The organism is Nocardia caishijiensis NBRC 108228 (assembly GCF_001612825.1).
Lineage (GTDB): Bacteria > Actinomycetota > Actinomycetes > Mycobacteriales > Mycobacteriaceae > Nocardia > Nocardia caishijiensis.
Map to the genome: position 1 here is coordinate 176,120 of NZ_BDBE01000038.1, position 25,928 is coordinate 202,047.

Here is a 25,928-nt window from a genome sequence, read left to right on the forward strand (position 1 = left end):
GGATCACGCCATGAATCTCCGTAGACCCGTCTCCGTCCTGATGTTCGCCAGCGCGGCGGTGCTGCTGACCCAGCCGGTCGCGCACGCCGAGACCGGCAGCAGCCAGATCAATGTGGGCTGCATCCTGCAGTCGCTGTCCGGCGAGAGTCCGACCGCCGACTGCGACCCCGTCCAGATCCCGGTCCCCTGATCGACAACCGTCGTGACCCGGCTTCGAGGGGTGCGCGGGTCGCGACGGTCGCGAGCGAAAGATGAAGACGGGCAACGGCGGTAGTGTTCTCGGTGTGAGTGATCTGCCCCGCGCCCGGTTCGGTCATGTCGCCCGGATGGACGAGACCATGAGCCGGGCAGTGTCCCGCATTCCCGAAACCGCCATCGATCGCGGCATGCTGCGGCTGACCCGCTCGGCGAACACCGGCGGCCTGTGGCTGGCGACGGCGGCGGTGCTCGCGGCCACACCCGGCCCGCCGCGCCGGGCCGCGCTGCGCGGGGTGATCGCGCTGGCGGGCACGAGCATCGCGGTGAATCTGGTGCTCAAGACGCTGATCCCCCGGCGTCGGCCACCGGCCGAGTTGATGCCGCACGGTCGTCGGCTCGTCGACGCGCCGGTGTCGTCGTCGTTCCCGTCCGGGCACAGCGCCAATGCCGCCGCGTTCGCCACCGCCGTCGCGCTCGAGAGCCCGCGCACCGCGCTCGCCGTGGCGCCGGTCGCGGCGGCGGTCGCCTATTCACGCGTCCACACCGGCGCGCACTGGCCCTCCGACGTGCTGGTCGGCGCGAGCGTCGGTACCGCCGTCGCGCTCACCACCCGCCGCTGGTGGCCGATCCGCGAATCCGACGAGGCCGAGGCGCACGCCGTGCAGGACGCACCGATCCTGGCCGACGGCAAAGGCCTCGCGCTGCTGATCAACCCGCGCTCCGGTGACTCCACCTACGACCCGACCGCCGATATCGCCGAGGCGCTGCCCGCCGCGAAACTGCTGCACACCGTGCCAGGTCGCGACGCCGCCGAGGTATTGCAGGAGGCGATCGACCCGTCCGTGCTCGCGGTCGGCGCCGCCGGGGGCGACGGCACCATCGCCGCGGCCGCCGCGGTCGCGATCCGCAACGATCTGCCGCTGGTCGTCGTGCCCGCGGGCACTCTCAACCACTTCGCGCGCGACCTCGGCGTCTACGACCTGCGCGAGGTGGCCGACGCCACCGGGACCGGTGAAGCGGTCGAAGTCGACATCGCCGCGGTCGAATTCGACACCCCCGACGGTCCGCACACCCATCACCTCATCAACACCGCCAGCGTCGGCGCCTACCCGGAACTGGTGCGGTTGCGGGAGAAATGGGAGGACCGCTGGGGCAAGTGGCCCGCCTTCGCCGCCGCTCTCGTGGTCACCCTGCGCCGGGCCGAACCGATCCACATCCGTATCGACGACCGCTGGCACGACATGTGGTTCCTGTTCATCGGCAACGGCCCCTATCACCCGCACGGCGCGGTGCCCGCTTTCCGTTCCCGCCTCGACGAGGGCCTGCTCGACGTGCGTTGGCTGCGTGCCGACGTCCGGTTCTCCCGGACCCGCGCGGTGATCGCGTTGATGCTCGCCGCGATCGGGCACAGCCGGGTGTACGGCGAACGCCAGACCCACGAACTCACCATCACCTCGCGGGCCCCGATCGCGGTGGCCGCCGACGGTGAAGTTGTCGGCACGGCGAGCACCCTGCGGTTCTCGGTGGCCGGTCGGGTGACGGTGTACCGCCGCGACGAGGAGAACCCACGCTGGGAGAACCGCGCCCGCCCGCACCACCGTCGACCACTGGCCTGGCTCACCGATCGACGCCGCTGAACCGGGTTTCTCACGAACCCGTCTCACCTCGATCACCATCGCCCACAACAGCCTTGCGCCACCGCGTCGGGTTGTGCACATGATGGGTCATGAGCCTTCCGGACGGTGGACGTCCGATCACCGAGTTCGAAGCCACCCGCCGCTGGGATCCCTGGACGCCGAGCGTGGTCGCCGCTCGTCTCGGTGCCTGCGCGGCACCGTGGGCGGTGGCGGGTGGGTGGGCCCTCGACCTGTTCGCCGGAACCATCTCCCGCGCCCACGCCGACATCGAGATCGCCGTTCCCCGTGCGGCTTTCCCGACGATCGCGGCCGCCTTCCCCGAGTACGAGTGGGATGTCGTGGGCGACGGCGCGCTGTGGTCGCTTGCCGCCGCCGAACACGCGGACCTGCACCAAACCTGGTTGCGTGATCCGTTCACCGGCGCCTACCACCTCGACGTGTTCCGCGAACCACACGACGGTGACACCTGGATCTGCCGCCGAGACCCCACCATCACGCTCCCCTACCGCGACCTGATCCGCACCACCCCCACCGGCATTCCCTATCTGATCCCCGAAGCGGTCCTGCTGTTCAAGGCGAAAGCCGACCGCCCCAAGGATTCCGCCGACTTCCACCACGTACTGCCACTGCTCACCCCGGAACGTTCGACCCGGCTGCACGACTGGCTGACCCGAGTCCACCCCGGCCACCGCTGGCTCGCCGAACTACCGGCCCCTTCGACTACGCAGTGACGCACCACCCCTGCCGATAATCGGCCCAATCCTGGGGCGTGGCAGCGAAATCCACGTACAACGCCACCCCGAAGTTCGCGCGACCCACATCGGTGCGCGTCTGCCCTAATCGGATCCCACGCACCGCCGCCGCCACGGTCTCCGCCGCCCCGTGATGGCCGGGATCATCGGCCCAGAACGCCGGTGCGCCCATCAGCAGATCGACCGCCGCGGGCGTCACCTCCAGCGCCAGCTCCGTCTGCTGCGCGACGTAGCCGCTGTAGAGCGCGCGCGTCGGCATCGCGGTGTCGTAGGACATCACCGCCACCTGATCGACCCGCCGCGCCACCTCCGCGAAATACGCCTGGCTCCACCACTTCCCGTGATCGGCCACCGCGATCCCCACCGAGTGCAATCCGGGAAGCGGATCGATCACCGGCGCCGACACCGACAAGGTCACCTCGGCGGCCGCGGTCATCACGCGGGTCTGCTCGAGCAGGGCCAGGTATCCCGGCGACCCCGATCGGATGGGTTCCAGGTCGTAGTGCACACCGTCGAACCCGTAGTCGAGCACCCGCCGCGCCGACGCGACCACCCGCTCCCGCGACGCCGCCGATTCCACGTCGAGACCGTCGAATTCGGGCTGGACGATGTCGCCGAGCCAGGACTGCACCCGGATACCGGGCAACTTCGTGTGCACCGCGTCGACGAACCAGCGGGCCCTGGGTGCCAGATCGTCGCGCAACGACCCGTCGTGCTCCAGCGGACCCGTGTGGACGTACAGATCACGAATGCCGGTGCCCGCCAGCAACTTCGCGAGCCCGTCGATATCGGCGTCGGTGCGGCGCCCGTCGACCCAGGCGTGGCCGAGCCAGAACGCGTCCTTACCCCGGCTGCGCGCCTGCTCGGATTGCTCGCCGACGTTGTACACCAGCAGCGCGGTGAGTATGCCCGCGACCGGCACCGATACCACCGCCACCAGCGCGAGCACGACGACGACGCCACGCATCCACCACGACCACGCACGCCACTTCCCCCGCATTGTCCCTCCCCCCCCATCGACGACGCCCCGATACTACCGGCCGGTACCGACAGGGAAAATTCCGGCAAATCGCCCACGCGTGAAACACTGTGCGCCGCTGCACAACTGAACGGAGCACCACATGAAATTCGCCGTCACTCTCGGGTCCGCCGCCGTCGCGGCCTTCGCCTTCGCGATCGCGACCCCGGCCGTGGCCAGCGCCCAGCAGTCCTCGGACTGCCACGGCTCGTACTCTCCCTGCCTACCCATCGTCAGCGACGTCGACTGCGAGGGTGGCAGCGGCAACGGACCCGTCTACACCGGCAAGGTGAAGGTCATCGGCCCCGACGATTACGGCCTCGACCGCGACGGCGACGGATACGGCTGCGAGTAGACAGCACGAGGGGCGTGCGATGACGGATCATCGCACGCCCCTCGGCGTAATCAGCGGTTTTCGGGCCTGCCCCAACCCTCGTCGCCGGGCTTACCGAGATCGGGCCCCGAGCCTGGGCCGCCGTAACCCTGGTCACCGGAACCGGGCCCGCCGTAGCCGGGCTGTTGCCCCCCGAACCCGGGCTGACCATAACCGGGACCACCGGGTTGCTGACCACCGTAGCCGGGCTCCTGACCACCGAACCCGGGCTGACCGTAACCGGGACCGCCGGGCTGCTGTCCACCGAAGCCGGGCTCACCGTAGCCGCCCGTACCCGGAGCGCCGTATCCCGGCTGCTCACCGAATCCACCGGCGGAACCGCCGTACGGCGGATAACCCGGATCGGCGACGCGCTGACCACCGGCCACCGGCCCACCGGTGATCACCCGGTAGGCATAGGCCGTCGCCAACACCGACAACGGAATCGTCACCAACAGACCGAGACCGCACAGCAGCGCGCCGACGATATTGATGCCGAACAGCGCGAGCGCCAACAGCAGTAGCGGCCCGGCATTGGCCGAGATCGCCGAGAAACTCGACTTGATCGCGGTGATCGCGTCCTGATTCCGGTCGAGCACGAAGTACAGCGTGAACCAGGTGAAGAACGCGACCACGATGCCGGGCAGGATGCAGAGCACGAAACCGATACCGGTGGCGATACCGACCAGCAGCGAGGCCACGATCACCGCACCGACATTGGTGAACTTGAAGAAATCACCGAATCCCGGTTTGCGCCCGTCGGTTTCGTGCAATGCGCCGCGCACCATCGCCGCGGAGATCAGATAACCGACGACGGTGCTCACCACACTGCCGATGAACTGCCAGATACCGAATCCGACGCTGAAGTTGCCGTTGTAATCGGTATCGGTGGAATTGCCGAGCCCGAAGAGGAACGTGAGCGCCGCCTGGATCACCGCGAAGATCAGGACGATACCGATCCAGACGACGACATTGTTCTTGTATTTCTCCCAGGCGTACCCGAGTGCGGCGCCTACGCTGAGATCCGGTCTCGCCGGAGGATATCCGGGTTGTTGCTGTCCATACGTCATCCGAACCGCATCTCCTCATCGTCCGCGGCGACCACGGTCGCCGTCATGAGTCATTCCGATCCGGCGTCATCGCGCTCACGCCGACATCGCCGATCATGGCATATGCGGGCGTCGGTTATCAGCTCACATTCTCGCGTTTGGGCAACTTCCATCCCGGGCGCGGGAAATGGCAGGTGTATCCGTCGGGATAACGCTCCAGATAATCCTGGTGTTCGGGCTCGGCCTCCCAGAACTCACCGGCCGGAGTGACCTCGGTGACCACCTTGCCTGGCCACAGCCCCGACGCGTCCACATCGGCGATGGTGTCCAGCGCGACGCGCCGCTGATCGTCGTCGAGATAGAAGATGGCCGACCGATAACTCGCGCCGATGTCGTTGCCCTGGCGGTCCTTGGTGGTCGGGTCGTGGATCTGGAACAGGAATTCGAGCAGCGCCCGGTAATCGGTCTGCTCGGGGTCGTAGACGATCTCCACGGCTTCCGCGTGACCGGGGTGGTTCCGGTAGGTCGGGTGCTCGTTCTCGCCCCCGGTGTAGCCGACACGAGTCGACAGAACCCCCGGTCGACGGCGGATGAGGTCCTGCATGCCCCAGAAGCAGCCACCAGCCAGAATCGCCGTGCGGGTCTCGCTCACAGATCCTCCTCGATGAGAGTTGGTGGTCGCACGAACATCGCACAACCGTAGCGAGTGCAACGCCGAATTCATCTCCGGAATTCCACTCGCTACAGTCTCGGCCCGAGAGTTCACGCAACACCAACCCCAGTGTTAGCCACAGTCGAGGAGGAATACGGCGCGATGCCACGGTTCGGGGTTCCACAGTGTTCGGCGATCGCAGTGATCGCGACAGCTCTTCTCACGAGTACGGCGGGCGGTGCGGCCGCGCATCCCGGAGCGCACGACGACACCGTCGGTCAGACCACCACCAGCTGCGAACAGGGCGGTGAAACGCTCTATCACGACCGCTACACCCGCGCGGCGGTCGGCCAGATCGACGCCCTGCTGGTCGAGGCGGACACGCAGGCACCGGTCGCGGGCGGCAAGGTGATGTTGGTCGGCGTCGATGCCTGCGGTGATGCGATCCATCGTCATCTCGTCACCGGCACGTCCGGCCAGGCCAGTTTCCGTGGTCTGCAGCCCGGGCGCTATCAGCTCACCGCCTACACCCGCGGTTCCGACGCGCAGCCGATCACGTCCACCGAGGTCGCTCTCGACACCCCGAGCACCAAGACGGTCCGCTTCGTCGCGGGCTGACGGGCCGGGCCGGGCGATCGCGTCCGGCCCGAAACCCGTTGACAGCCAGCGCGTCCAAGCGGCCCGTGATAGACATCACCCGAAGTGGAAAAGGGGTGGTCTCCGCATGGAACCGACGGCCGCACAGCGCGCGACACTCGCCGCGATCTGCAACACGTTCATACCCGGCGACGCGAGCGGGCTACCGAGCTCCGCCGACCTCGGCGCGGTGGACACCATCCTGACGATCCTCGGGCGCAATCCCCGCGCGGCCGACCGCAAGCAATTCGCGACCCTGCTCGATCTGTGGGACACCCGCGCCTTCGGCGCGATCACGGGTACCGGTTTCCGGCGCTTCTCCACCCTCCCGCAGGAACAGCGCGAGGCAGCCCTGCTGCGGCTCGCCGATTCCCGGCTCGCCCCCGTCCGGGCGATCTTCCAGGCCCTCAAACAGGCCACCCTGCTGGCCTACAACGTCACCCCCGGCCCCACCGGCACGAATCCGCTGTGGGAACGGATCGGCTACCCGGCACCGACCGGCCCCTCGGCCGACGCCGCGGCGCCGCAGCTGAAGCCGGAGCGCTTCACCGCGCCGACCACCCTCGACTGCGATGTCGTCGTCGTCGGATCGGGCGCCGGTGGTGGCACGGCCGCCGCCGTGCTCGCGCGGGCCGGGCTGGACGTGGTCGTCCTCGAGCGCGGCGACTACTACGACGACAAGGACTTCGGCGGCGGCGAGCTCGCCGCGCTGACCACCCTGTACGCGCCCGGTCCCGCCACCACGGCGGAGGGGCAGCTCACGCTGGTCGCGGGCAGCTGCCTCGGCGGTGGAACCGTGGTCAACTGGAGCACCTCGCTGCCGGTCCCCGACCGGGTACGCGCGGAATGGGCCGACCTCGGCGTTCCCCAGTTCACCGGCGACGAGTTCGGGAAGGCGCTCGAAGTGGTGAGCGAGCGGATCGGCGTCACCCGCGCCAAATCGCCCATCTCGGCCCGTGACGGCGTGCTAGAACGCGGCGCGCGAGCGCTCGGCTGGGACGTCGACACCCTGCCGCGCAATGTCGGTGACGCCTGCGACGCGGCGGTCGAGTGCGGGCGCTGCGGTTACGGTTGCCGCCTCGGCGCCAAGCAGTCGGCGACCAAGACCTGGTTGCGCGACGCCGCCGAGCACGGCGCCCGGCTGGTCGTCGACGCCGATGTCCGCAGCATCGCGGTGAAAGCGGGTCGGGCGGAATCGGTTTCGGCGCGCACCTCCGAGGGCGTCGAGATCACGGTGCGGGCCCGTGCGGTGGTCGTCGCGGCGGGTGCCGTGCAGACGCCCGCGCTGCTGCGCCGCTCGGGTCTGCGCAATCCCAATATCGGCAGGCACCTGCGCCTGCATCCCGCCGCCGCCGTGTTCGGGGTGTTCGAGGAGGAGATCCGCCCCTGGGAAGGCGCGTTGCAGGCGCGGATCAGCAGGCACCACGCCGACCTCGACGGCGACGGCTTCGGCGTCATCTACGAGACCGGCCCGGTGCATCCCGGCCTGGCCACCGGATTCATGAACTGGCGTGGCGCGCGCCGGCACCGCGACGCGATGCTCGAATTCGCCCGCACCACCTCGATCGGCGTCATCACGCGCGACCGGGACCCGGGCACCGTGACCGTCGACCGCGGCGGCGAACCGGTGGTGAAATACCGGCTCTCCGACTACGACGCCCGTCATCTGCACACCGGCATCGTCGGTGCGGCGACGATGCTCGAAGCCGCGGGCGCGCAGCGGATCTACTCCGGCCATCAGGCGGGCATCTCGTTCACACCGGGCACCAGCGGCTCGCTCGCCGAGTTCGAAGCCGCGTGCCAGCAGGCCGGGTACGGTCCGGGCCGGTGCTCGATGGGCGCGCTGCACATCATGGGCTCGGCCCGGATGGGCGGCACGGCCGGGCAGTCCGCGACGGACCCCGACGGCGCCACCTGGGACGTCGGCAACATCGTCGTCGCCGACGGCTCCTGCTTCCCCACCGCGCCCGGCGTGAACCCGATGGTGACCATCGAGGCGATCGGCTACATGAACGCGACGCGGCTCGCGGCGAAGCTCACCTAGCCGTGCGCGCGCGGCGGCCCACCACATAATCTGGGGCGATGACCGCTGTCGCAGATCGTTCACTCGGACCGGAACTGGCACGCATCGAATCCCTCACCGCGGATACCGATGTGCTGGTGATCGGCTTGACCTCCTCGGAGAACGGACCGGCCGTCGCCCCGGCCGACCTGTTCGGCGACGTGCTCACCGAGGAGGTCCGCGCGGAGCTGCTCGACGCGCTCGGCGCGGTCGGCGCCAAGGGCAAGCCCGAGGAGCTCACCCGGGTGCCCGCACCGGCAGCCCTGGACAACGTCACCAGCGTGCTCGCCGTGGGTCTCGGCGCCGCCGACAAGATCGACGCCGAGCAGGTCCGCCGCAGCGCGGGCGTCGCGGCCCGCGCGCTGTCGGGGACCGAACTCGTCGCCACCACCCTGTCCGGCATCGACCTCGGTGCCGCCGCGGAAGGCTTCTACCTCGGGGCTTACACCTTCTCGGCGTTCAAGTCGGCCAAGAGCGCACCCAAGCCCGACGAGCAGCCGGTGGTTCGCGTCGAGTTGCTCGTCCCGGAACCGGAGTTCGGTGTGCTTGACCTGTTGCGCGCCCAGCTCGTCGCCGAAGCCGTCGCCACCGCCCGCGATTTCGTGAACACCCCGCCCAGCGCGCTCTACCCCGCCGAGTTCGCCGACCGGGCCCGGGTGCTCGCCGAAGCCGCCGGGCTCGAGGTGGAGGTGCTCGACGAGAACGCGCTGGCCGCAGGCGGTTACGGCGGCATCATCGGCGTCGGTCAGGGTTCCTCGCGGCCGCCTCGGCTGGTGCGCATCACCTATGCCGGTGGTCCGAAGAAGGTCGCGCTGGTCGGCAAGGGCATCACCTTCGACACCGGTGGTATCTCCATCAAGCCCGCGGCGAACATGGAGAACATGACCTCCGACATGGCCGGTGCGGCGGCGGTCATCGCGACCGTGCTGCTCGCCGCGCGCCTCGGTCTTCCGGTCACGGTCACCGCGACCGTGCCGATGGCCGAGAACATGCCGTCGGCCACCGCGCAGCGCCCCGGCGATGTGCTCACCCAGTACGGCGGCACCACCGTCGAGGTCATCAACACCGACGCCGAGGGCAGGCTCATCCTCGCCGATGCCATCGTGCGCGCGGTCGAGGACAACCCCGACTACCTCATCGACGTGGCGACCCTGACCGGGGCGCAGATGGTCGCGCTCGGCACCCGCACGCCCGGGGTGATGGGCACCGAGGACTTCCGCGACCGCGTCGCCGAGATCTCGCGCGCGGTCGGTGAGAACGGCTGGGCCATGCCGCTGCCGAGCGAACTGCGCGCGGACCTGAACTCCAAGGTCGCCGACCTGGCCAACGTCACCCCGCACCGGTGGGGCGGCATGCTCGCGGCGGCACTGTTCCTGAAGGAATTCGTGCCCGAGGGCGTGCAGTGGGCGCACCTGGACGTGGCCGGTCCGGCCTACAACACCGGTGGTCCGTTCGGCTACATCGGCAAGGGCGGCACCGGTGTCCCGGTGCGCACACTCATCGCGGTGATCGAGCAGATCGGCGCGGAGTAGTCACTCCCCCAGTTCGGCGTCGCGGGCCCGCCGCTGCTCGATGCGGCGGCGGGCGTCGAAGTCGCGCATCCGTTGGGGGTAGCCCGTCTTGTTCACGTCGTACACCGGCACCCGCAGGGCGTCGGCGAGGCGACGCGCACCGTGCTCGCCGACGATCCGGCGCGTCCATTCACCGTCCGCCGCCACCAACACCGCTGTGACATCGGTCACAGTAGTCTTGGGTTCGATGAACGCCTCGACCCCGTGCCGCGTCCGCGCCCACTGCGCGAGCGCGCGCACCTCCGAGGCGCTCTCGCGGGCGACTGACCTGCTCCGGCCCCGCACCCCGCGGAAACGATCCAGCAAACCCACCGGTCCAGCCCTTCTGCTTTCCGACGGAATTCTGCTCACCGCCGCACATTCCATGGTGCCAGCTCCGCACGGATTGCCGCCCAGCGCCACAGACGCGGCGGGCGAGTGCAAGGATGGTTGCCGGAACAAGAACCAACGATTCCCGGGAGTCCCGCCACACGGTCGGGGTGGACACACGCCGCGACCCGCGGCGCACTGCCCGCCGGGGTCGAAGCACTGTTGTATTACCCGTCGAACAGTCAGAGGAGTCAGAGGACATGGCCTTCTCCGTCCAGATGCCGGCTCTTGGTGAGAGCGTCACCGAGGGAACGGTGACCAGGTGGCTGAAGCAGGAAGGAGACACGGTCGAGGTCGACGAACCGCTGCTCGAAGTCTCCACCGACAAAGTCGATACCGAGATCCCGTCGCCCACCGCCGGTGTGCTGTCGAAGATCGTCGCCCAGGAAGACGATGTCGTCGAGGTCGGCGGTGAGCTCGGCGTGATCAGCGACGCCGGTGAGGCGCCCGCTTCCGCCCCCGCGCCCGCCGAGGAATCCGCGCCCGCCGAGGAATCCGTGGCCGCGGAACCTGAACCCGAGCCCGAGCCCGCCGCGCAGGCACCGGCCCCCGAGCCCGCCGCCGCGCCCGCTCAGGCCGACGCGTCGTCCGGCACCCCCGTGAAGATGCCCGAGCTGGGCGAGTCCGTCACCGAGGGCACCGTCACCCGCTGGCTCAAGGCCGTCGGCGACGAGGTCGCCGTCGACGAGCCGCTGCTCGAGGTCTCCACCGACAAGGTCGACACCGAGATCCCCTCGCCGGTCGCGGGCACGCTGCTCGAGATCTCCGCGCAGGAGGACGATGTCGTCGCCGTCGGCGGTCAGCTCGGTGTGATCGGCAGCGGCAAGCCCGCCGCCGCCCCCGCCCCCGCGCCCGCGCCGAAGCCGGAACCTGAACCCGAGCCGAAGCCCGAGCGCAAACAGGAAGCCGCACCGGCGCCCGCGCCGAAGCCGGAACCCGCTCCCGCGCCGAAACCCGCGCCCGCCGCCAAGCCCGCGCCCGCCCCGGCCGCGTCGTCCGGCAACGGCAGCACCCCGTACGTGACCCCGCTGGTGCGCAAGCTGGCCGAGGAGAACGGCGTCGACCTGTCGGCCCTCACCGGTTCCGGTGTCGGCGGCCGTATCCGCAAGCAGGACGTGCTCGCCGCCGCCGAGGCCAAGAAGGCGCCGGAGCCCGCGCCCGCCGCCGCGTCGGCCCCCGCCGCGGCCCCGGCCAAGCAGTCGGCGGCTCCGAAGCTGGCCGGTCTCGTCGGTTCCACCCAGAAGGCGAGCCGCATCCGGCAGATCACCGCGACCAAGACGCGCGAATCGCTGCAGACCACCGCGCAGCTGACCCAGGTCCACGAGGCCGACGTCACCAAGATCGCGCATCTGCGGCAGCTCGCGAAGGCCTCGTTCAAGAACCGCGAGGGCGTCAACCTGACGTACCTGCCGTTCTTCGCCAAGGCCGTCGTCGAGGCCCTCGGTGTGCACCCGAACGTGAACGCCTCCTACAACGAGGACACCAAGGAGATCACCTACCACGCGTCGGTGCACCTGGGTATCGCGGTCGACACCGAGCAGGGTCTGCTCTCGCCGGTCATCCACAACGCCAGCGACCTGTCCCTCGCAGGGCTGGCCCGGGCGATCGTCGATATCGCCAACCGCGCCCGCAACGGTGGACTCAAGCCGGACGAGTTGTCGGGTGGCACCTTCACCATCACCAACATCGGTTCCGAGGGCGCGCTGTTCGACACCCCGATCCTGCTCCCGCCGCAGGCGGGCATGCTCGGTACCGGCGCGATCGTGAAGCGTCCGGTTGTCGTCACCGACGAGACCGGTGGCGAGTCCATCGGTGTGCGGTCGATGGTGTACCTGCCGCTCACCTACGATCACCGGCTCATCGACGGTGCCGACGCGGGTCGCTTCCTCACCACCATCCGGCACCGGTTGGAAGAGGCTGCGTTCGAGGCCGATCTCGGTCTGTAGCACGGCGATTCGATGAAGGTGGTCATCGCCGGTTCGTCCGGTCTGATCGGGACGGCGCTCGTCGCGGCACTGCGCCGCGACGGGCAAGAGGTGTCCCGGCTGGTGCGCCGCGCTCCCGCGGCACCGGACGAATTCGCGTGGGATCCCGCGCGCGCCCAGCTCGACGAGCGGGCGTTGCGCGGGGCCGACGCGGTGGTGAACCTGTGCGGTGCGAGCATCGGTGCGCGCCGCTGGAACGGCGGCTACAAGCAGTTGCTGCGTGACAGCCGGATCACCCCCACCGATGTCCTCGCCACAGCGGTCGCCGCCGCCGGGGTGCCGACGCTGGTGAACGCCAGCGGCGCACAGTACTACGGCGGCACCACCGGCGACTCGATCGTCGACGAAACCGCGTCGAACGGAACCGGATTCCTCGCGACCCTGTGCCGCGACTGGGAGGCGGCCACCGCCCCCGCGGCCGACGCCGGGGTGCGCACGGTGCTCGTGCGCAGCGCGGTAGTGCTGTCCCGCAACGGCGGGATGCTGTCGATGCTGCACCCGCTGTACTGGCTGGGCCTGGGCGGGCGCCTCGGCAGCGGCCGCCAGTACACACCCTGGATCTCCCTCGACGACGAAGTAGGCGCCATCCTCTTCGCCCTCACCGACCCCGAACTGTCCGGCCCGGTCAACGCCGTCGGCCCGGCCCCGGTCACCAATGCCGAATTCACCCGCGCGCTCGGTCGCGCGCTGCACCGCCCCGCTCCGCTCCTCGTGCCCGCGTTCGCGTTGCGAGCGGCGATCGGTGAGCTCGCGGACGAGGCGCTGCTCACCGGCCCGCGAGCCATTCCCGCCGCGCTGGAGAAGGCGGGCTACACCTTCCAGCATCCGACCATCGGCGCCGCCCTCGCCGCGACCATCGGCCGATCATGAACGCGCCCATGCTGATTCGTGACGCCGACAAAGCCGACCTGCCCGCCGTGCTGGAGATCCACAACGCCAACATCGCGGAATCCACCGCGATCTGGGACACCGATCAGGTCGATCTGGACGACCGGCTCACCTGGTTCGCCGACCGCACCGCGGCGGGCATGCCGGTGCTGGTCGCCGAAATCGACGGCGCGGTGGCCGGTTACGCGTCCTACGGCCAGTGGCGACCCAAAACCGGCTACCGCTTCTCCGTCGAGAACTCCGTCTATGTCGGCGAGCGTTTCCAGCGTCGTGGTGTGGCCACCGCTCTGCTCACCGAATTGATCGTGCGCGCAACCGATTCCGGGCGTGTGCACGCGATGATCGCCGCGATCGAGTCCGGCAACGCCGCGTCGATCGTGCTGCACGAGCGTTTCGGGTTCCGTGTTGTCGGCGAATTGCCCGAGGTGGGCCACAAATTCGGCCGATGGATGGATCTCACGCTCATGCAGCGTCTGTTCCCCCTCGAACCGCACTGAGCCGCCGACCTTTTCGCGTCTACTCCACCCCGCGAACCAACGCTACGTCGTCACCGTCATAAACGATGCGTAAACGTTTCAGCTTCCGCTCGCTGCGGGCTACAGTCGAGTGATGGGCATCGATAGTTCGAGCGTCGTCACCGCACCTCGCGCCGAGGTGTTCCGCTGGTTCGAGCGGCCGGGGGCTTTCGCCCGGCTCGCGCCGCCCTGGCAACCGGTGCGGCTCCTGGCGGAATCCTCGAACCTGGGCAGCGGCGCCGCGGTCCTCGGTCTTCCCGGCGGGTTGCGCTGGATCGCCCGGCACGACCCCGCCGCCTACGATCCGCCCGCACGCTTCGCCGACGAGGTCGCCGTCGACGGTGCGGCCTCGGCGCCGCTCGGCCGTCTGCTGCCGTGGCGGCACACCCACGAGTTCGCCGAGGTGGACGCCGAGCACACCGAGGTGATCGACCGCGTCGACACCCCGATTCCCACCCGCCTGCTCCAACCGATGTTCGACTACCGCTATCGCCAGCTCGCCGGTGATCTCGCGGCGCATCAGCGCGCTGCCGCAACAGGTTTCGCCGCTCGCACGATCGCGGTCACCGGTGCGTCCGGGCTGGTCGGCACCGCCTTGTGCGCGTTCCTGTCCACCGGTGGTCACCGGGTGATCCGCCTCGTCCGCCATCGAACCGACGATCCCGGCGAACGCCACTGGAATCCCGACGATCCCGCAGCCGACCTGCTGCGGGGCGTCGATGCCGTCGTCCACTTGGCGGGCGCCGGAATCGCGGGTCGTTTCACCGACGAGCACCGCCACGCGATCGCCGACAGCCGCATCGGCCCCACCCGCGCCCTCGCCGAAACCGCCGCCCGCTGCGGTGTCGCCACCTTCGTCTCCGCCTCCGCCATCGGCTATTACGGCTACGACCGTGGCGACGAGGTCCTCACCGAGAACTCCACGCGCGGAGACGGTTTCCTCGCCGACGTGGTCGCGGCCTGGGAGGCGGCCACCGAACCCGCCGCGCACGCGGGCGTCCGCGTGGTCCGCATCCGCACCGGCATCGTCCAATCCCCCGCAGGCGGCACCCTGCGCCTGCTGCGCCCCCTCTTCACCGCCGGCCTGGGCGGCCGTATCGGCCCCGGAACCCAGTGGCAGTCCTGGATCGGCATCGACGACCTCCTCGACATCTACCACCGCGCGCTCTGGGACACCGGGCTCGTCGGTCCGGTCAACGCGGTCGCCCCGAACCCCGTCCGCAACACCGACTACACCCACACCCTGGCCCACGTCCTCCACCGCCCCGCCCTGCTACCCGTCCCCTCCTTCGGCCCCGCCCTACTCCTCGGCCGCCAGGGCGCCCGCGAACTCGCCGAAGCCGGTCAACGAGTCGACCCCACCCGCCTCACCACCGCCGCCCACCCGTTCCGCACCCCCGACCTCGAACAAACCCTGCGGCACCTGCTCGGCCGCTGACCCAGACCGGCCTGGGCGTCACTGTCGTCGATTCGCGGCGGCTTCGGTGTCGGTGAGTCGAGAGGCGTCCGCACCGAGCAGAGCGACCGCCTCGACCAGCCCGTCGACGCGTTGCACCCCGGTCGGCAGCAGCACCTCCTGCCACCCCGGCCCGCCCACGAACACCCGCGCCCCGGCGGCTACGCCGGCGACGACTGCCGAGGTCAAGGCGGTGGATTCTCGTTGTGACCAGAGCAGCACCGAGGTCGGCCCGCCCGGTCGAGCCAGTGCGTCGGCGAGGGCGACGGTCGGCACATCCGCGCCGAGCATGCGCGCGCCCACCCCCTGCTCCGCCAGGGCGGCGCGCAGCACTTCGAGAGGCAGCGAATGGGTTTCGCCACCCGTGCAGGCCAGCAAAATGGTGTGGTCGGGGCGAGCGGGCGGGGCATGGGTGCGCTGCATGACAGACGTGATGCACCACGACAGCAGGTGTTCGACATCGATGCAGCCCTCGCCGTCGGTCTGGCGCGCGACGACATCGGCGAAGGCGGGTCTGCACAAACCGTCCCAGGTTCCCACGATGCCGACAGCGCGCACATGCGCCTCGAGCAGGGCGATCACCCGACCCGAGTCGAGAGCGAAGGCCGCATCGAGCAGCGGTAAGCGATCGCCGGGCAGCACAGCGATGCCACGCACGGTGGCGGCGGCACCGGCTGGGCTCGCACCGCCACGAATCAGCGCGAGCATGCGTTCGAGCGCGGCGATGTCGGCCTCGGTGTAGAGGCGGTGCTTGCCCGGGCGATCCTGCGCGGGACCGATGTCGTAGCGCCGGTTCCAGCTGCGCAGAGTGGCGGTCGGAATCCCGAGCCGGTCCGCCACGGCGCGCACCGTGTAACCGGCCGCATCGGAAACAGGGGCTGAACCGGCGGACATCGCTCCATTCTTGCCGATAACCCGATCATCCCGCCTTACCGACGTACCCCGACGCCGCCCACCGGGACCCGCCGCTCACAGAACGCGCTCCCGCGATCGAGTCGCAGAGCGCTCTTTGCTGCCCGTCGGGCGTCGATATGCCGACGTCGGGCTGCCGGTGGAACCCCACCCGAGGATGCATCGTTTATGCATCGCTTATTGGTAAGCTATCGCTACCGACAATTTCGAGGAGCCCTTGTGCGTATCGCCCTGATGTCCGCGTTCCGCCGTTCGGCGGCGACCGCCCTCGTCGCCTTTGCGGCCAGCGCTGTGTCCTCGGCCACGGCGGCCGCGGCACCCCCGACTCCCGTTCCCTCCCTCGATCTGGACCGGTACCTCGGCGTCTGGCACCAGCTGGCCGCCGTACCCCAACCGTTCAACCTCGCGTGCGCGCGGGACACCACCGCCACCTACTCGCTCGACGAGCGAGGCGATGTCGCCGTGCACAACCGCTGTCATACCTGGTCGGGCGGCATCGACGAGATCCGTGGCACCGCCACCGTCACCGATCCCGCCACGAACGCCCAGCTGAACGTCTCCTTTCCCGGCGTACCCGGCCAGGACGGCGAAACCAACTACATCGTCACCGCGCTCGGCCCGGAGTACGCGTGGGCGCTGGTCACTTCGCCGAGCCGCCTGTCCGGTTTCGTCCTGTCCCGCACACCCACCCTCGACACCGCCGCGTGGGACGACATCCACACCGCGATCGAGGCGGCGGGCCAGAACACCTGCCTGTACCTGACCACCCCGACCACCGGCGGGCGCGCCGACATCGCTCCGCTGTGCACCCGATGACCGCCTCGATCGCCCTGTTCACGCGCGACCTGCGCCTGGCCGACAATCCCGTTCTCGACGCCGCCCGCCGGTCCGCCGACACGGTCGTGCCCCTGTTCGTCATCGACGACGGCATCGTGCCCGACCGCTGCCCACCCAACCGGGCGGCGTTCCTCGCCAGCGCCCTCGCCGAGCTCGACGCGGGCTTGCGCGAGATCGGCGGACACCTGGTCGTGCGCCGTGGCGATGTCGCGACCGAGGTCGCCCGGGTGGTCGCGGAAACCGGGGCGGAGTCGGTGCACGTGGCCCAGGACGTCAGCGCCTTCGCCGCCCGGCGCGAAGAAGCCCTGCGTGCCGCGCTGTCGAACAGTGCCTCCTCATCGCGAGAGACGCCCTGCGCGGTGCACCCGCACTCGGCGGTGATCACCGCCGTCGACCCGTCGGCCCTGGCGCCCGCCACCGGTCGCGACTACTACGCCGTGTTCACCCCGTACTTCCGCCGGTGGGTGGACACCCATCGACGCCGCCCACTCGGTCGCCCGCACCATCTCGCTGTGCCTGACGTTGCCAGTGCGACACTGCCTTCCGGCACCGATCTCGCGCCGGGAAAACCCTCCCCGAATTGCCCGACCGGTGGCGAGCGCACCGGTCGGGCGCTGCTGCGCAAGTGGCTGGCCGGTCCGATCGACGACTACGCCGAGCGCAACGACGACCTCGCCGCCGACGCCACCTCGCATCTGTCGCCGTACCTGCACTTCGGCTGTCTGTCCCCGGTCGAGGTCGTGCACCGCACCGATCTGTCGACCGACGGCGGTCACGCCTTCGCCCGTCAGCTCGCGTGGCGCGACTTCCACCATCAACTGCTCGCCGCCCGCCCCGACACCGCCGCCACCAGCCTGCGCCCCGGTCCGTTCCCCGTGCGTCGTGATCCCCAGGCTGTCACCGCGTGGCAGGAGGGTCGCACCGGATACCCGATCATCGACGCGGCGATGCGTCAGCTCGTCACCGACGGCTGGATGCCCGGCCGCGCCCGACTCCTCACCGCCTCCTTCTTCACCAAATCCCTGCGGCTGGACTGGCGGATCGGCGCCGCCCATTTCCTGCACTGGCTCGTCGACGCCGACCTGGCCAACAACCAGCTCAACTGGCAGTGGGCCGCGGGCACCGGAACCGACACCCGCCCGAACCGGGTCCTCAACCCGCTCCGTCAGGCGGACCGGCACGATCCCGACGGCGCCTATGTCCGCCGCCATCTGCCCGAACTCGCCCACCTCCCGGGCGCGTCCATCCACCGTCCGTGGCGCGCGGACGTGCCCCACTCCACCTATCCCCCACCGCTGCTCGACGTCGCGGGCATGTGAACCCGGCAACCACCTGGCTGGGGCGACACGGCGGTCGCGACCATCCGTTGGCGTCGTCGGTCGCCGGGCGTAACGTCAGGATCGTGAACGACACGCGCCCCTCCGCGTCCGCCCGATTCGATACGACCCCGATCGTGGTCGAGGATCTCGGACTCATCGACTATCACGCCGCCTGGGAGCTGCAACGGCAGATCGCCGACGAACGCGCCGCAGGCGAGGGCACCGACCGCCTGTTGTTGCTCGAGCATCCGTCGGTCTACACCGCGGGTCGCCGCACCGAGGCCGATGATCTGCCCATCGACGGCAGCCCGGTGGTGCAGGTCGATCGGGGCGGCAAGATCACCTGGCATGGCCCAGGGCAGCTCGTCGGCTACCCGATCGTCCGGCTGGCCGAGCCCGTCGATGTGGTGCAGTACGTGCGTCGCCTGGAGGAGGCACTGATCGAGGTGATCTCCGGCCTCGGCATCGTCTGCGGACGGGTCGAGGGTCGGTCAGGCGTGTGGCTGCCCGCCACCGACTACCTGGCCGAACGCAAGATCGCCGCGATCGGCGTGCGCGTGCAGCGTGGTGTCGCCCTGCACGGCATCTCGCTCAACTGCAATTCCGCCCTCGACGGTTTCCAGGCCATAGTGCCCTGCGGCATCAAGGACGCCGGTGTCACCACACTGACTCGCGAGCTGAGCCGCGAGGTCACCGTCGCCGAGCTCAAGCCGCTGGTCGCCACCGCGATCGTTGCCGCGCTCGACGGAGAAATTCCCGTTCGCCCGCATGAGATCGATCGCACCACCGCCCCCGCCCCCGAGCGGGCCCCGAGCGTAGAGTCGGTGCGGTGAGCTCCGTAGACGCCTCTGCCCCCGCCGGACGCAAGCTGCTGCGCATCGAGGCGCGCAACGCGGAAACGCCGATCGAGCGCAAACCCAAGTGGATTCGTACCCGCGCCACCATGGGCCCCGAGTACAGCGAGCTCAAGGGCCTGGTGAAACGCGAAGGCCTGCACACCGTCTGCGAGGAAGCGGGCTGCCCCAACATCTTCGAATGCTGGGAAGACCGGGAGGCCACCTTCCTCATCGGCGGCGAACAGTGCACCCGCCGCTGCGACTTCTGCCAGATCGACACCGGCAAACCCGCCGCCCTCGACCGCGACGAACCCCGCCGCGTCGCCGAGAGCGTGCAGGCCATGGGCCTGCGCTACTCCACCATCACCGGCGTGGCCCGCGACGACCTCGACGACGGTGGCGCCTGGCTCTACGCCGAAACCGTGCGCGCCATCAAGGCCCTCAACCCCGGCACCGGTGTCGAGCTGCTGATCCCCGACTTCAACGCCGACCCCGATCAGCTCGCCGAGGTGTTCTCCACCCGCCCCGAGGTGCTTGCCCACAACCTGGAAACGGTGCCGCGCATCTTCAAGCGCATCCGCCCCGCCTTCCGCTACGAGCGTTCCCTCGCCGTCATCACCGCGGCCCGCGAAGCGGGTCTGGTCACCAAGTCCAACCTCATCCTCGGCATGGGCGAAACCCCCGAAGAGGTCACCGAGGCCATGCGCGACCTGCACGAAGCGGGCTGCGACATCCTCACCATCACCCAATACCTTCGCCCGTCGCCGCGCCACCACCCCGTGGACCGCTGGGTGAAGCCCGAGGAATTCGTCGAACACTCCAAGGTCGCCGAGGAACTCGGCTTCGCCGGTGTCATGGCAGGCCCCCTGGTCCGCTCCTCCTACCGGGCAGGCCGCCTCTACGCCCAGGCCATGACCCACCACGGCCGCGCAATCCCCGAAGCCATGAGCCACCTCGCCCAGGAAGGCACCGCCTCCCAGGAAGCCAGCTCGGTCCTGGCCCGCTACGGCAGCTGACACTGCGGCACGCCCCGTTAAGCTGGAATCAACAGCCTGACCTTGCGTCCCCGGAGGAGACGAGATGGCGATCGATTTCGACGCGCTCATGCCGCAGCTGCGGGCGCTGTGCGAGAAATACGACGTTGTCGAGCTGTCGGTCTTCGGGTCTGTGGCCCGCGGATCCGACAGACCGGACAGCGACGTCGACCTGCTCTACTCCCTGAAGCCGGGCACCGATATCGGGCTGGAATTCTTCGGATTCCAAGAAGAGCTGGAGAAGCTTCTCGGCCGAAGGGTCGATGTCGTTCCGAAGAAGTACCTACACTGGTTCATTCGTGATGCCGTCTTGGCTGAAGCGAAGGAGCTGCATGTCGCGGCGTGAAGATCTGTATCTTGCCGACATCGTCACTGCCCACTACAGAATCGCCTCCTACCTCCAAGGCCTCGACTTCTCTGGTTTCCAGAAGGACGACCTCCGCCAAGACGGCGTGATCCGGCAACTGTCGATTATCGGCGAAGCGGCCTCCTCGCTGACGCAGCAGACCCGGGATTCACAACCGGAGATCCCTTGGAAATTGGTGCGCGGCATGCGAAACATGTTGGTGCACCAGTATTTTGATGCCGATCTGATCATCGTCTTCAACGCTGCCACGAAAAGTGTGCCGGAGCTGGCCGCTCGCATTCTGGCACTGTTGGCACAACGCGACCCTGCCGAGGCCGCGCGCGTCATTACACACAAGCCCCCTTGGCTAGACTGAGCCTCCCCTAACTTTCTGGAAGGACCCATGTCGAAGTTCGAGAACGTCTCCGTCAGCAAGAAGGCCAATGTGTACTTCGACGGCAAGTGTGTCAGCTACAGCCTCGAGCTGCCCGACGGCACCTCGAAGTCGGTGGGTGTCATCCAGCCGTCCAGCCTGACCTTCACCACCGGCGCACCGGAGATCATGGAACTGGTCGCGGGCGAGGCGAAGGTGACTCTGGCCGGTGACTCCACCGCGATCACCTACCGTGCGGGCGAGTCGTTCAAGGTCCCCGGCGACAGCTCGTTCGACATCGAGGTCGTCGACACCATGCACTACATCTGCCACTACGGCTGATGTGCCAGGGGTGCCGTCACCACCGACGGCACCCCGTCAGTTGTAGTTGAAGTACCACCCGGGCCCGCGCTCGTAGTCGCCCTCGTGGCATCCGCGCGTGATGAAATTCGCCGAGCCGACAAGTACCTTGTCGAGCTCGCTCTGGCAGACGCGTTCGTTGCCGTACGGCCCGAAATGCAGCGTCGTCGGGCTCGATGATTCCGACGGCAGCGCACCGGAATTCGTGGTCGTTCCGGTCGACGGCGCGCTCGTCGTCGCCTGAGCGGACGTGGTCGGCGCGGCTGTCGTCGACGGCGCGACAGTCGTCGCCTGCACGGTCACCGTCGACACCGGGCCCGTGCCAGCACCCCCGGAATTCGTCGAACACTGAGCCACCCCGACGAGCACCGTAGCCACCACCCCGAGCACTCCGGCCACACTGCCGACGATCGTCCACAGATGTGTCGGTCCACCACCCGTCGGCTGCTGCTCACTCGTCACGGCAACTCCCCCTGTGCTTTTCCGCCCGTCTGCATGTGCAGGCTAATCCAGATCCCGGCGCCGTGCCGGGACCCGGTCCAGGCGCCCGGTGTCAGAAGCTCTTGTGTGGCACGCCGACGGTGAGCCCACCGTCCACCACGAACTCCGCACCCGTCGAGTACGAGGACTCGTCCGAGGCCAGATACGCGACCAGCGCCGACACCTCGTCGGGCTCAGCCGCACGTGCCAGCGGGATCTGCAGGAAGTCGGCCGGGATGCCCTCGGTCATCGGGGTGCTGATGAGCCCGGGGTGCACCGAGTTCACGCGGATCCCGTGCGGCGCCAGTTCCAGCGCCGCCGATTTCGTGAGCCCACGAACCGCGAACTTCGTCGCCGTGTACCCGTGCAGCCCAGGACTTCCCCGCATCCCCTCCACCGAGGAGACGTTTACGATCGACCCGCCACCGGTCATCGCGGGCACCGCCGCTTGCATCCCGAGGAAGGTACCGGTGAGGTTGATGTCGATGATGCGCTGCCATTCAGCCAGCGCGAAGTCGACGAGCAGGTTGCCGTTGACGATCCCGGCGTTGTTCACGAGCACGTGCAGCCCACCGAACTCCTCGACGGCCGTGCGGACGACCGCCTGCCACTGCTCGGGTTCGCGCACATCGAGGTGCTGATAGCGCACGCCGAGTTCGGCGGCGACGGCGGTGCCTTCGTCGTCGAGCACGTCGCCGATCACCACCGAGGCACCTTCGTCGACGAATCGGCGCGCGTGCGCGGCACCCATGCCCCGCGCACCGCCACTGATCACCGCGACCTTGCCTGTCAACCGTCCCATTGCCACGAATCCTTCTGCCTGCCCCTGCCGTTCACACCGTACGAGCGCACCGGGTTCCTCGGCGCGATTCGGGCTATTTCACGAGGAATTCGTCCTTGTAGAGCCGGTTGGGTCGCGGCGCCGTCGACTCGCTGAGCGCCACCTGGAAGTCGCTCTGCCGCATCGTCTTCGGTCGGTAGCTGCCACCGAAGGTCACCATCACCGACCCGCCGACGCCGTTCACGCCGCGCTCGGAATTCGCTTCACGGCCCGCGTTGAACACTGTCGCCACATCACGTCCGTCGTTGCCGACCGCGATGGTCCCGTCGTGGAAGAACTGCACGAAGGTGCCGTTGTCGGCGGCCACCGTCGCGGCGACCGTGTGTCCGAGGTCGGGTGTCAGGGCGAATTCGGCATCGCAGGTCTGGCGCCGGTCCACCGGGCCGGGTACGTCGAGGGTGCGACCGATGCCGAGCAGCACCGTCTCGCCCAGCGCATTGTGCCGTTCGCGGCTCATCTCGGACCAGAGGTGCGTGGTCGACCAGACCTTCACCCGCCCGTCGTCGAAAAGCGACACCCGATCGTCGGTGCCGTTGCTGAACAAGAATTTCGCACTGTTGGGGGCCATCCCCCGATCATGGTCGATCGAGGACGCACACGTTGCCGGGTTCGCCCGAGTGGCACGGTTCCAGCACCGCCCGGAATCCGCGAAACCGCTGGTAACAGGTGATTTCAGCAGGAAATATTCGTGGCACCCGAGGATTCGAACGAGATGTGCACGTGGTCATAGTGATTCTGGGTCGGGCTGCCCCGGTCCTCCATGAACGACCAGCCGCCGCCGTCGTTGTAGCGCTGCTTCCAGATCACGTAGGTGACGCCGAAGCGCTCCTTGTTGGCGAGCACGAATTCGGCGATCGCGTCGCCCACGCCGCCGCTGGTCATCACGTCGAGGGCGAGCCCGGCGCCGTGGTCACCGTCGTAGCGGCCGTGCGCGCCGCCGATATCGCTGATGCCGAACATCTTCTGCAGCAGGTGACTCACCTGCGCCACGTGCGGCCGCACGCCCTTCCACTCCGTGTCACACGGTGTGGTGGCATGCATCAGCGACAGCGTCGCCGACTCGTCGTGGGCGGACACGGGTGCCGGTTCGGGTTCCACGAACGCCGCGGCGGCCGCGATCGGATCGGGGTCCACCGTCGAGGTGGTCTGCGGTTCGACCGCGGCGGCCTCCTGGACCGCGGGTCCCGGCCGGATCGTCATCCACAGCATGGCCGGGACTGTCGCAGCGACACTCCACACGGCAAGCTGAGCGCGCCCACGCGGCGGCGCCGGTTTGCGATGTTGACCACGCACGATGTCGATCACCAGCTACTCATAGAGGACAAGGTCACCGCTACATTACGAAATGGTCGCGGAAATGTCACGCCGCACGCGTGACGTGCGGTTGGAAAAGCATCCCGTATACCGAACGATCGCGCAACCATCACGCGGCGATCTCGATCGAAGGACTACTCGGCGTCCGACGATTCACGTCGATTCCGCACCTCGGCATCGGCCACCCCGCACGGCCCGCGCCCGAGACCGAAGCACCCGACTTCCGTCGTCCGCCACATCGACGTCGACAACGAGCCCGGCCCGGTTGCTGGTCGATTCCACGCCAATCACCTACTGCACGAGTGCTTTTCGCTTCCACCGAAATGCCGAACCGGTCCGGCGCCCACTATCGTCACCGGCACATCATCTACCGATCGAATGGAGACGCCCGTGCCGGACGCTTCGCACCAGCTCACGACCACGCTCGGCACCCCACCCCCACCCGAGTTCGCCGCCCTCACCCCCGACGAGCTCACCCTCCTCGACACCTACGTCCGTGGCGCCTTGGACCAGCGCAAAGCGGCCCTGGACGACGCACTCGAGTCCGGCATGCGCCTCATCCCCCGCCTGGCCCGCCCCGCCGTGAAGAAGGTGCTCGGACTATGACCGCCTCCCACCACACCGCCGCCGAGATCGCTCGCCTCGCCGCCGCGCTGGGCCGCCCCGCCGCCGACCTCGAGTTCCTCGCCGCGCTGCCCCCGTCCGCTCTGCGCACCTTCCGCGAGCAGATCAGCGACCGGATCTCGGCGCGCGAAGCCCGACGGATGCAGAAGACCGCCGCGGCCGCCGCATTGGTGCCGCCTCGGCTCGCCGCCAAGATCACCGAGGCCGCCTTCGGGCCCGTCCTGGCCGCGGCGATCGCGGGGTCGGTCGATCCGGCGCGCGCCGTCGCCATCGCGAGCGCCCTGTCCCCGATATTCCTCGCCGACGTCGCCGTCACCCTCGACCCCCGCCGCGCCGCCGAGGTGATCGCCGAGATCCCCGATCGGATGGCCGCCGACGTCGCCCGCGAATTGCTGGGCCGCCGTGACTATCTCACCATGGGCCGCCTGGCTGCCTCGGTCCCCGACGACGTCCTGCGCGTAGCCCTGCCCCACGCCGCCGACATCGATCTCCTCCACGTCGGCTACCACCTCGACGACCCGGCCGCCGCCGACCGCCTCCTGTCGCTCATCACCGACCGCGTTCCCGGCCTCATCCAGGCCACCAACGCCCAGGGCCACTGGCCCGAAGCCATCGCCCTGCTCGACACCCTCGGCCCCACCGAACGCTCCCGCCTGGCCGACGAGGTCGCCGCCGAGGACACCGAGATCCTCGACGGTCTCCTCACCACCGTCACCACCCTCGACGCCTGGGACACACTGCTGCCGGTCGCCGCCGGAATGAAACCCGAAGGGCTGCGACGCCTGGCTGCCCGGCCGTCGATGCAGGACCCCGCCGTCCTGACGACCATCGCCGACCTCGCGCTCACCCACGACCTCTGGCTCGATCTGCTCCCCCTCGCCGAACATCTCACCGCCACCCAACTCCGCACGGTCGCCGCCCGGATCTCCACCGAACCCGACGACGTCCTCACCACCCTCATCGAACAGGCCCGAAACCATTGGGAAACCCTCTTCCCCGTGGCCTTGGCCCTCGAGCCCGACGCCCGCCGCCGTTTCGCGTCCCTGCCCGTCGTGCACCGCTCCGACACCCTGACCACCGCTGTCACCACAGCAGCCACCCACGATCTCTGGGCCGAAGCGCTCCCCCTGCTCGGCATCCTGCCCGACGCCACACACGACACCCTCGCCACGGCGATCGCCGACCTGTCCGACGACAACTTCATCGCCGCGATCGCCGCCGCCCCGGCCGCCGACTGCACCACGACCCTGGTGCGGATCGCCCTGCGCCAGGACGCCACCGCCCGCTCGCGTTCCCTCGCCCTCCTCGACGAATCCGGCGACGTCGAAGCCCTGGTGGCCACGTTCACACCGACGGACTCGTCGGTGTGGGAAGCCGTGGTCGACATCCGATCCGAGCTTCCGGATCGTCTGCGGCACCTGCTCGCGGTGCAGGCGAAACGGTGCGAACAGAACGAATTCGCCGACCTGCTGTCCGACGGAAGGTAGCGGC

The 25,928-nt window shown here is 69.2% G+C and carries 29 protein-coding genes; 20 read left to right on the forward strand and 9 right to left on the reverse strand.

Annotation, left to right across the window (positions count from 1 at the left end; all coding sequences use genetic code 11):
* The first annotated feature begins 10 nt into the window (after positions 1 to 10).
* The 3 genes from NC7_RS29295 (at position 11) to NC7_RS21070 (ending at position 2,566) form a co-directional block, all read left to right on the forward strand.
* A complete protein-coding gene (locus tag NC7_RS29295; protein ID WP_157102109.1) occupies positions 11 to 190 on the forward strand; it encodes a hypothetical protein in 180 nt (59 codons plus the stop codon).
* A gap of 94 nt (positions 191 to 284) precedes the next feature.
* Positions 285 to 1,835 carry a bifunctional phosphatase PAP2/diacylglycerol kinase family protein gene (locus tag NC7_RS21065; RefSeq protein WP_236573691.1) on the forward strand — a complete coding sequence of 517 codons (1,551 nt, stop codon included), beginning with the start codon at positions 285 to 287 and terminating at the stop codon, positions 1,833 to 1,835.
* 89 nt (positions 1,836 to 1,924) lie between these two features.
* On the forward strand, positions 1,925 to 2,566 hold the full coding sequence (locus NC7_RS21070; RefSeq protein ID WP_067985748.1) for a nucleotidyltransferase domain-containing protein: 642 nt from the start codon (positions 1,925 to 1,927) through the stop codon (positions 2,564 to 2,566).
* On the opposite strand, the gene NC7_RS21075 is transcribed toward NC7_RS21070, so the two are convergent.
* Positions 2,556 to 3,587, reverse strand: coding sequence for a glycoside hydrolase family 18 protein (locus NC7_RS21075; protein ID WP_067985750.1), 1,032 nt, complete (start codon positions 3,585 to 3,587; stop codon positions 2,556 to 2,558). The genes NC7_RS21070 and NC7_RS21075 overlap by 11 nt on opposite strands.
* A gap of 121 nt (positions 3,588 to 3,708) precedes the next feature.
* Between NC7_RS21075 and NC7_RS21080 the strand changes: the two genes are divergently transcribed.
* On the forward strand, positions 3,709 to 3,960 hold the full coding sequence (locus NC7_RS21080; protein ID WP_067643043.1) for a hypothetical protein: 252 nt from the start codon (positions 3,709 to 3,711) through the stop codon (positions 3,958 to 3,960).
* A gap of 50 nt (positions 3,961 to 4,010) precedes the next feature.
* Here NC7_RS21080 and NC7_RS21085 read toward each other — a convergent pair whose 3' ends face one another.
* Both NC7_RS21085 and msrA read right to left on the reverse strand, forming a co-directional pair.
* On the reverse strand, positions 4,011 to 5,048 hold the full coding sequence (locus NC7_RS21085; protein ID WP_236573692.1) for a hypothetical protein: 1,038 nt from the start codon (positions 5,046 to 5,048) through the stop codon (positions 4,011 to 4,013).
* Between the two features lie 118 nt (positions 5,049 to 5,166).
* Positions 5,167 to 5,679, reverse strand: a complete 513-nt coding sequence (msrA, locus tag NC7_RS21090) for a peptide-methionine (S)-S-oxide reductase MsrA (RefSeq protein ID WP_067985752.1) — start codon at positions 5,677 to 5,679, stop codon at positions 5,167 to 5,169.
* Between the two features lie 201 nt (positions 5,680 to 5,880).
* Between msrA and NC7_RS21095 the strand changes: the two genes are divergently transcribed.
* From NC7_RS21095 to NC7_RS21105, 3 genes are all read left to right on the forward strand, one after another.
* Complete coding sequence (locus NC7_RS21095) at positions 5,881 to 6,297, forward strand: carboxypeptidase-like regulatory domain-containing protein (protein WP_159372902.1); 417 nt, start codon at positions 5,881 to 5,883, stop codon at positions 6,295 to 6,297.
* Positions 6,298 to 6,403: 106 nt separating this feature from the next.
* Complete coding sequence (locus NC7_RS21100) at positions 6,404 to 8,359, forward strand: FAD-dependent oxidoreductase (protein ID WP_067985755.1); 1,956 nt, start codon at positions 6,404 to 6,406, stop codon at positions 8,357 to 8,359.
* Between the two features lie 38 nt (positions 8,360 to 8,397).
* Positions 8,398 to 9,909: a leucyl aminopeptidase gene (locus NC7_RS21105; protein WP_067985758.1), complete on the forward strand. Its 1,512-nt coding sequence runs from the start codon at positions 8,398 to 8,400 to the stop codon at positions 9,907 to 9,909.
* On the opposite strand, the gene NC7_RS21110 is transcribed toward NC7_RS21105, so the two are convergent.
* Positions 9,910 to 10,260, reverse strand: coding sequence for an oxidoreductase (locus NC7_RS21110; protein WP_067985760.1), 351 nt, complete (start codon positions 10,258 to 10,260; stop codon positions 9,910 to 9,912).
* 257 nt (positions 10,261 to 10,517) lie between these two features.
* On the opposite strand from NC7_RS21110, the gene sucB reads away from it, so the two are divergent.
* From sucB to NC7_RS21130, 4 genes are all read left to right on the forward strand, one after another.
* Entirely contained in the window at positions 10,518 to 12,263 is a 1,746-nt protein-coding gene (gene sucB, locus NC7_RS21115) for a 2-oxoglutarate dehydrogenase, E2 component, dihydrolipoamide succinyltransferase (RefSeq protein WP_067985762.1), read from the forward strand.
* Positions 12,264 to 12,275: 12 nt separating this feature from the next.
* Positions 12,276 to 13,172, forward strand: a complete 897-nt coding sequence (locus tag NC7_RS21120; RefSeq protein WP_067985764.1) for a TIGR01777 family oxidoreductase — start codon at positions 12,276 to 12,278, stop codon at positions 13,170 to 13,172.
* Positions 13,173 to 13,180: 8 nt separating this feature from the next.
* Complete coding sequence (locus NC7_RS21125; protein ID WP_067985900.1) at positions 13,181 to 13,687, forward strand: GNAT family N-acetyltransferase; 507 nt, start codon at positions 13,181 to 13,183, stop codon at positions 13,685 to 13,687.
* Positions 13,688 to 13,799: 112 nt separating this feature from the next.
* Positions 13,800 to 15,143: a TIGR01777 family oxidoreductase gene (locus tag NC7_RS21130; RefSeq protein WP_067985766.1), complete on the forward strand. Its 1,344-nt coding sequence runs from the start codon at positions 13,800 to 13,802 to the stop codon at positions 15,141 to 15,143.
* Between the two features lie 18 nt (positions 15,144 to 15,161).
* On the opposite strand, the gene NC7_RS21135 is transcribed toward NC7_RS21130, so the two are convergent.
* Positions 15,162 to 16,055 carry a MerR family transcriptional regulator gene (locus NC7_RS21135; RefSeq protein WP_067985768.1) on the reverse strand — a complete coding sequence of 298 codons (894 nt, stop codon included), beginning with the start codon at positions 16,053 to 16,055 and terminating at the stop codon, positions 15,162 to 15,164.
* Between the two features lie 252 nt (positions 16,056 to 16,307).
* Between NC7_RS21135 and NC7_RS21140 the strand changes: the two genes are divergently transcribed.
* From NC7_RS21140 to ppnP, 7 genes are all read left to right on the forward strand, one after another.
* Entirely contained in the window at positions 16,308 to 16,889 is a 582-nt protein-coding gene (locus NC7_RS21140) for a lipocalin family protein (protein WP_067985901.1), read from the forward strand.
* Positions 16,886 to 18,229, forward strand: a complete 1,344-nt coding sequence (locus NC7_RS21145; RefSeq protein WP_067985770.1) for a cryptochrome/photolyase family protein — start codon at positions 16,886 to 16,888, stop codon at positions 18,227 to 18,229. The genes NC7_RS21140 and NC7_RS21145 overlap by 4 nt, the downstream gene beginning before the upstream one ends.
* A gap of 83 nt (positions 18,230 to 18,312) precedes the next feature.
* Complete coding sequence (gene lipB, locus NC7_RS21150; protein WP_067985903.1) at positions 18,313 to 19,062, forward strand: lipoyl(octanoyl) transferase LipB; 750 nt, start codon at positions 18,313 to 18,315, stop codon at positions 19,060 to 19,062.
* On the forward strand, positions 19,059 to 20,081 hold the full coding sequence (lipA, locus tag NC7_RS21155; RefSeq protein ID WP_067985772.1) for a lipoyl synthase: 1,023 nt from the start codon (positions 19,059 to 19,061) through the stop codon (positions 20,079 to 20,081). The genes lipB and lipA overlap by 4 nt, the downstream gene beginning before the upstream one ends.
* A 64-nt stretch (positions 20,082 to 20,145) precedes the next feature.
* On the forward strand, positions 20,146 to 20,445 hold the full coding sequence (locus NC7_RS21160; protein WP_201449937.1) for a nucleotidyltransferase family protein: 300 nt from the start codon (positions 20,146 to 20,148) through the stop codon (positions 20,443 to 20,445).
* A complete protein-coding gene (locus tag NC7_RS21165; RefSeq protein ID WP_067985774.1) occupies positions 20,432 to 20,821 on the forward strand; it encodes a HepT-like ribonuclease domain-containing protein in 390 nt (129 codons plus the stop codon). The genes NC7_RS21160 and NC7_RS21165 overlap by 14 nt, the downstream gene beginning before the upstream one ends.
* Before the next feature lie 27 nt (positions 20,822 to 20,848).
* Positions 20,849 to 21,160 (forward strand): pyrimidine/purine nucleoside phosphorylase, encoded by a 312-nt coding sequence (gene ppnP, locus NC7_RS21170; protein WP_067985776.1) that lies wholly within the window; start codon positions 20,849 to 20,851, stop codon positions 21,158 to 21,160.
* A 36-nt stretch (positions 21,161 to 21,196) separates the two neighbouring features.
* On the opposite strand, the gene NC7_RS29300 is transcribed toward ppnP, so the two are convergent.
* From NC7_RS29300 to NC7_RS21185, 4 genes are all read right to left on the reverse strand, one after another.
* Entirely contained in the window at positions 21,197 to 21,640 is a 444-nt protein-coding gene (locus NC7_RS29300; RefSeq protein ID WP_157102110.1) for a hypothetical protein, read from the reverse strand.
* A gap of 91 nt (positions 21,641 to 21,731) precedes the next feature.
* Positions 21,732 to 22,460, reverse strand: a complete 729-nt coding sequence (locus NC7_RS21175) for an SDR family oxidoreductase (RefSeq protein ID WP_067985779.1) — start codon at positions 22,458 to 22,460, stop codon at positions 21,732 to 21,734.
* Between the two features lie 73 nt (positions 22,461 to 22,533).
* A complete protein-coding gene (locus NC7_RS21180; RefSeq protein ID WP_067985781.1) occupies positions 22,534 to 23,067 on the reverse strand; it encodes a hypothetical protein in 534 nt (177 codons plus the stop codon).
* A gap of 104 nt (positions 23,068 to 23,171) precedes the next feature.
* The gene (locus NC7_RS21185; RefSeq protein WP_084458657.1) at positions 23,172 to 23,708 is read right to left on the reverse strand and encodes a VldE C-terminal domain-containing protein; all 537 of its coding nucleotides are present in this window, start codon (positions 23,706 to 23,708) and stop codon (positions 23,172 to 23,174) included.
* Between the two features lie 495 nt (positions 23,709 to 24,203).
* On the opposite strand from NC7_RS21185, the gene NC7_RS21190 reads away from it, so the two are divergent.
* Together NC7_RS21190 and NC7_RS21195 are read left to right on the forward strand one after the other, a co-directional pair.
* On the forward strand, positions 24,204 to 24,419 hold the full coding sequence (locus tag NC7_RS21190) for a hypothetical protein (protein WP_067985908.1): 216 nt from the start codon (positions 24,204 to 24,206) through the stop codon (positions 24,417 to 24,419).
* Positions 24,416 to 25,924: a hypothetical protein gene (locus NC7_RS21195; protein ID WP_067985782.1), complete on the forward strand. Its 1,509-nt coding sequence runs from the start codon at positions 24,416 to 24,418 to the stop codon at positions 25,922 to 25,924. Before NC7_RS21190 ends, NC7_RS21195 begins: the two co-directional genes overlap by 4 nt.
* Positions 25,925 to 25,928: the final 4 nt, after the last annotated feature.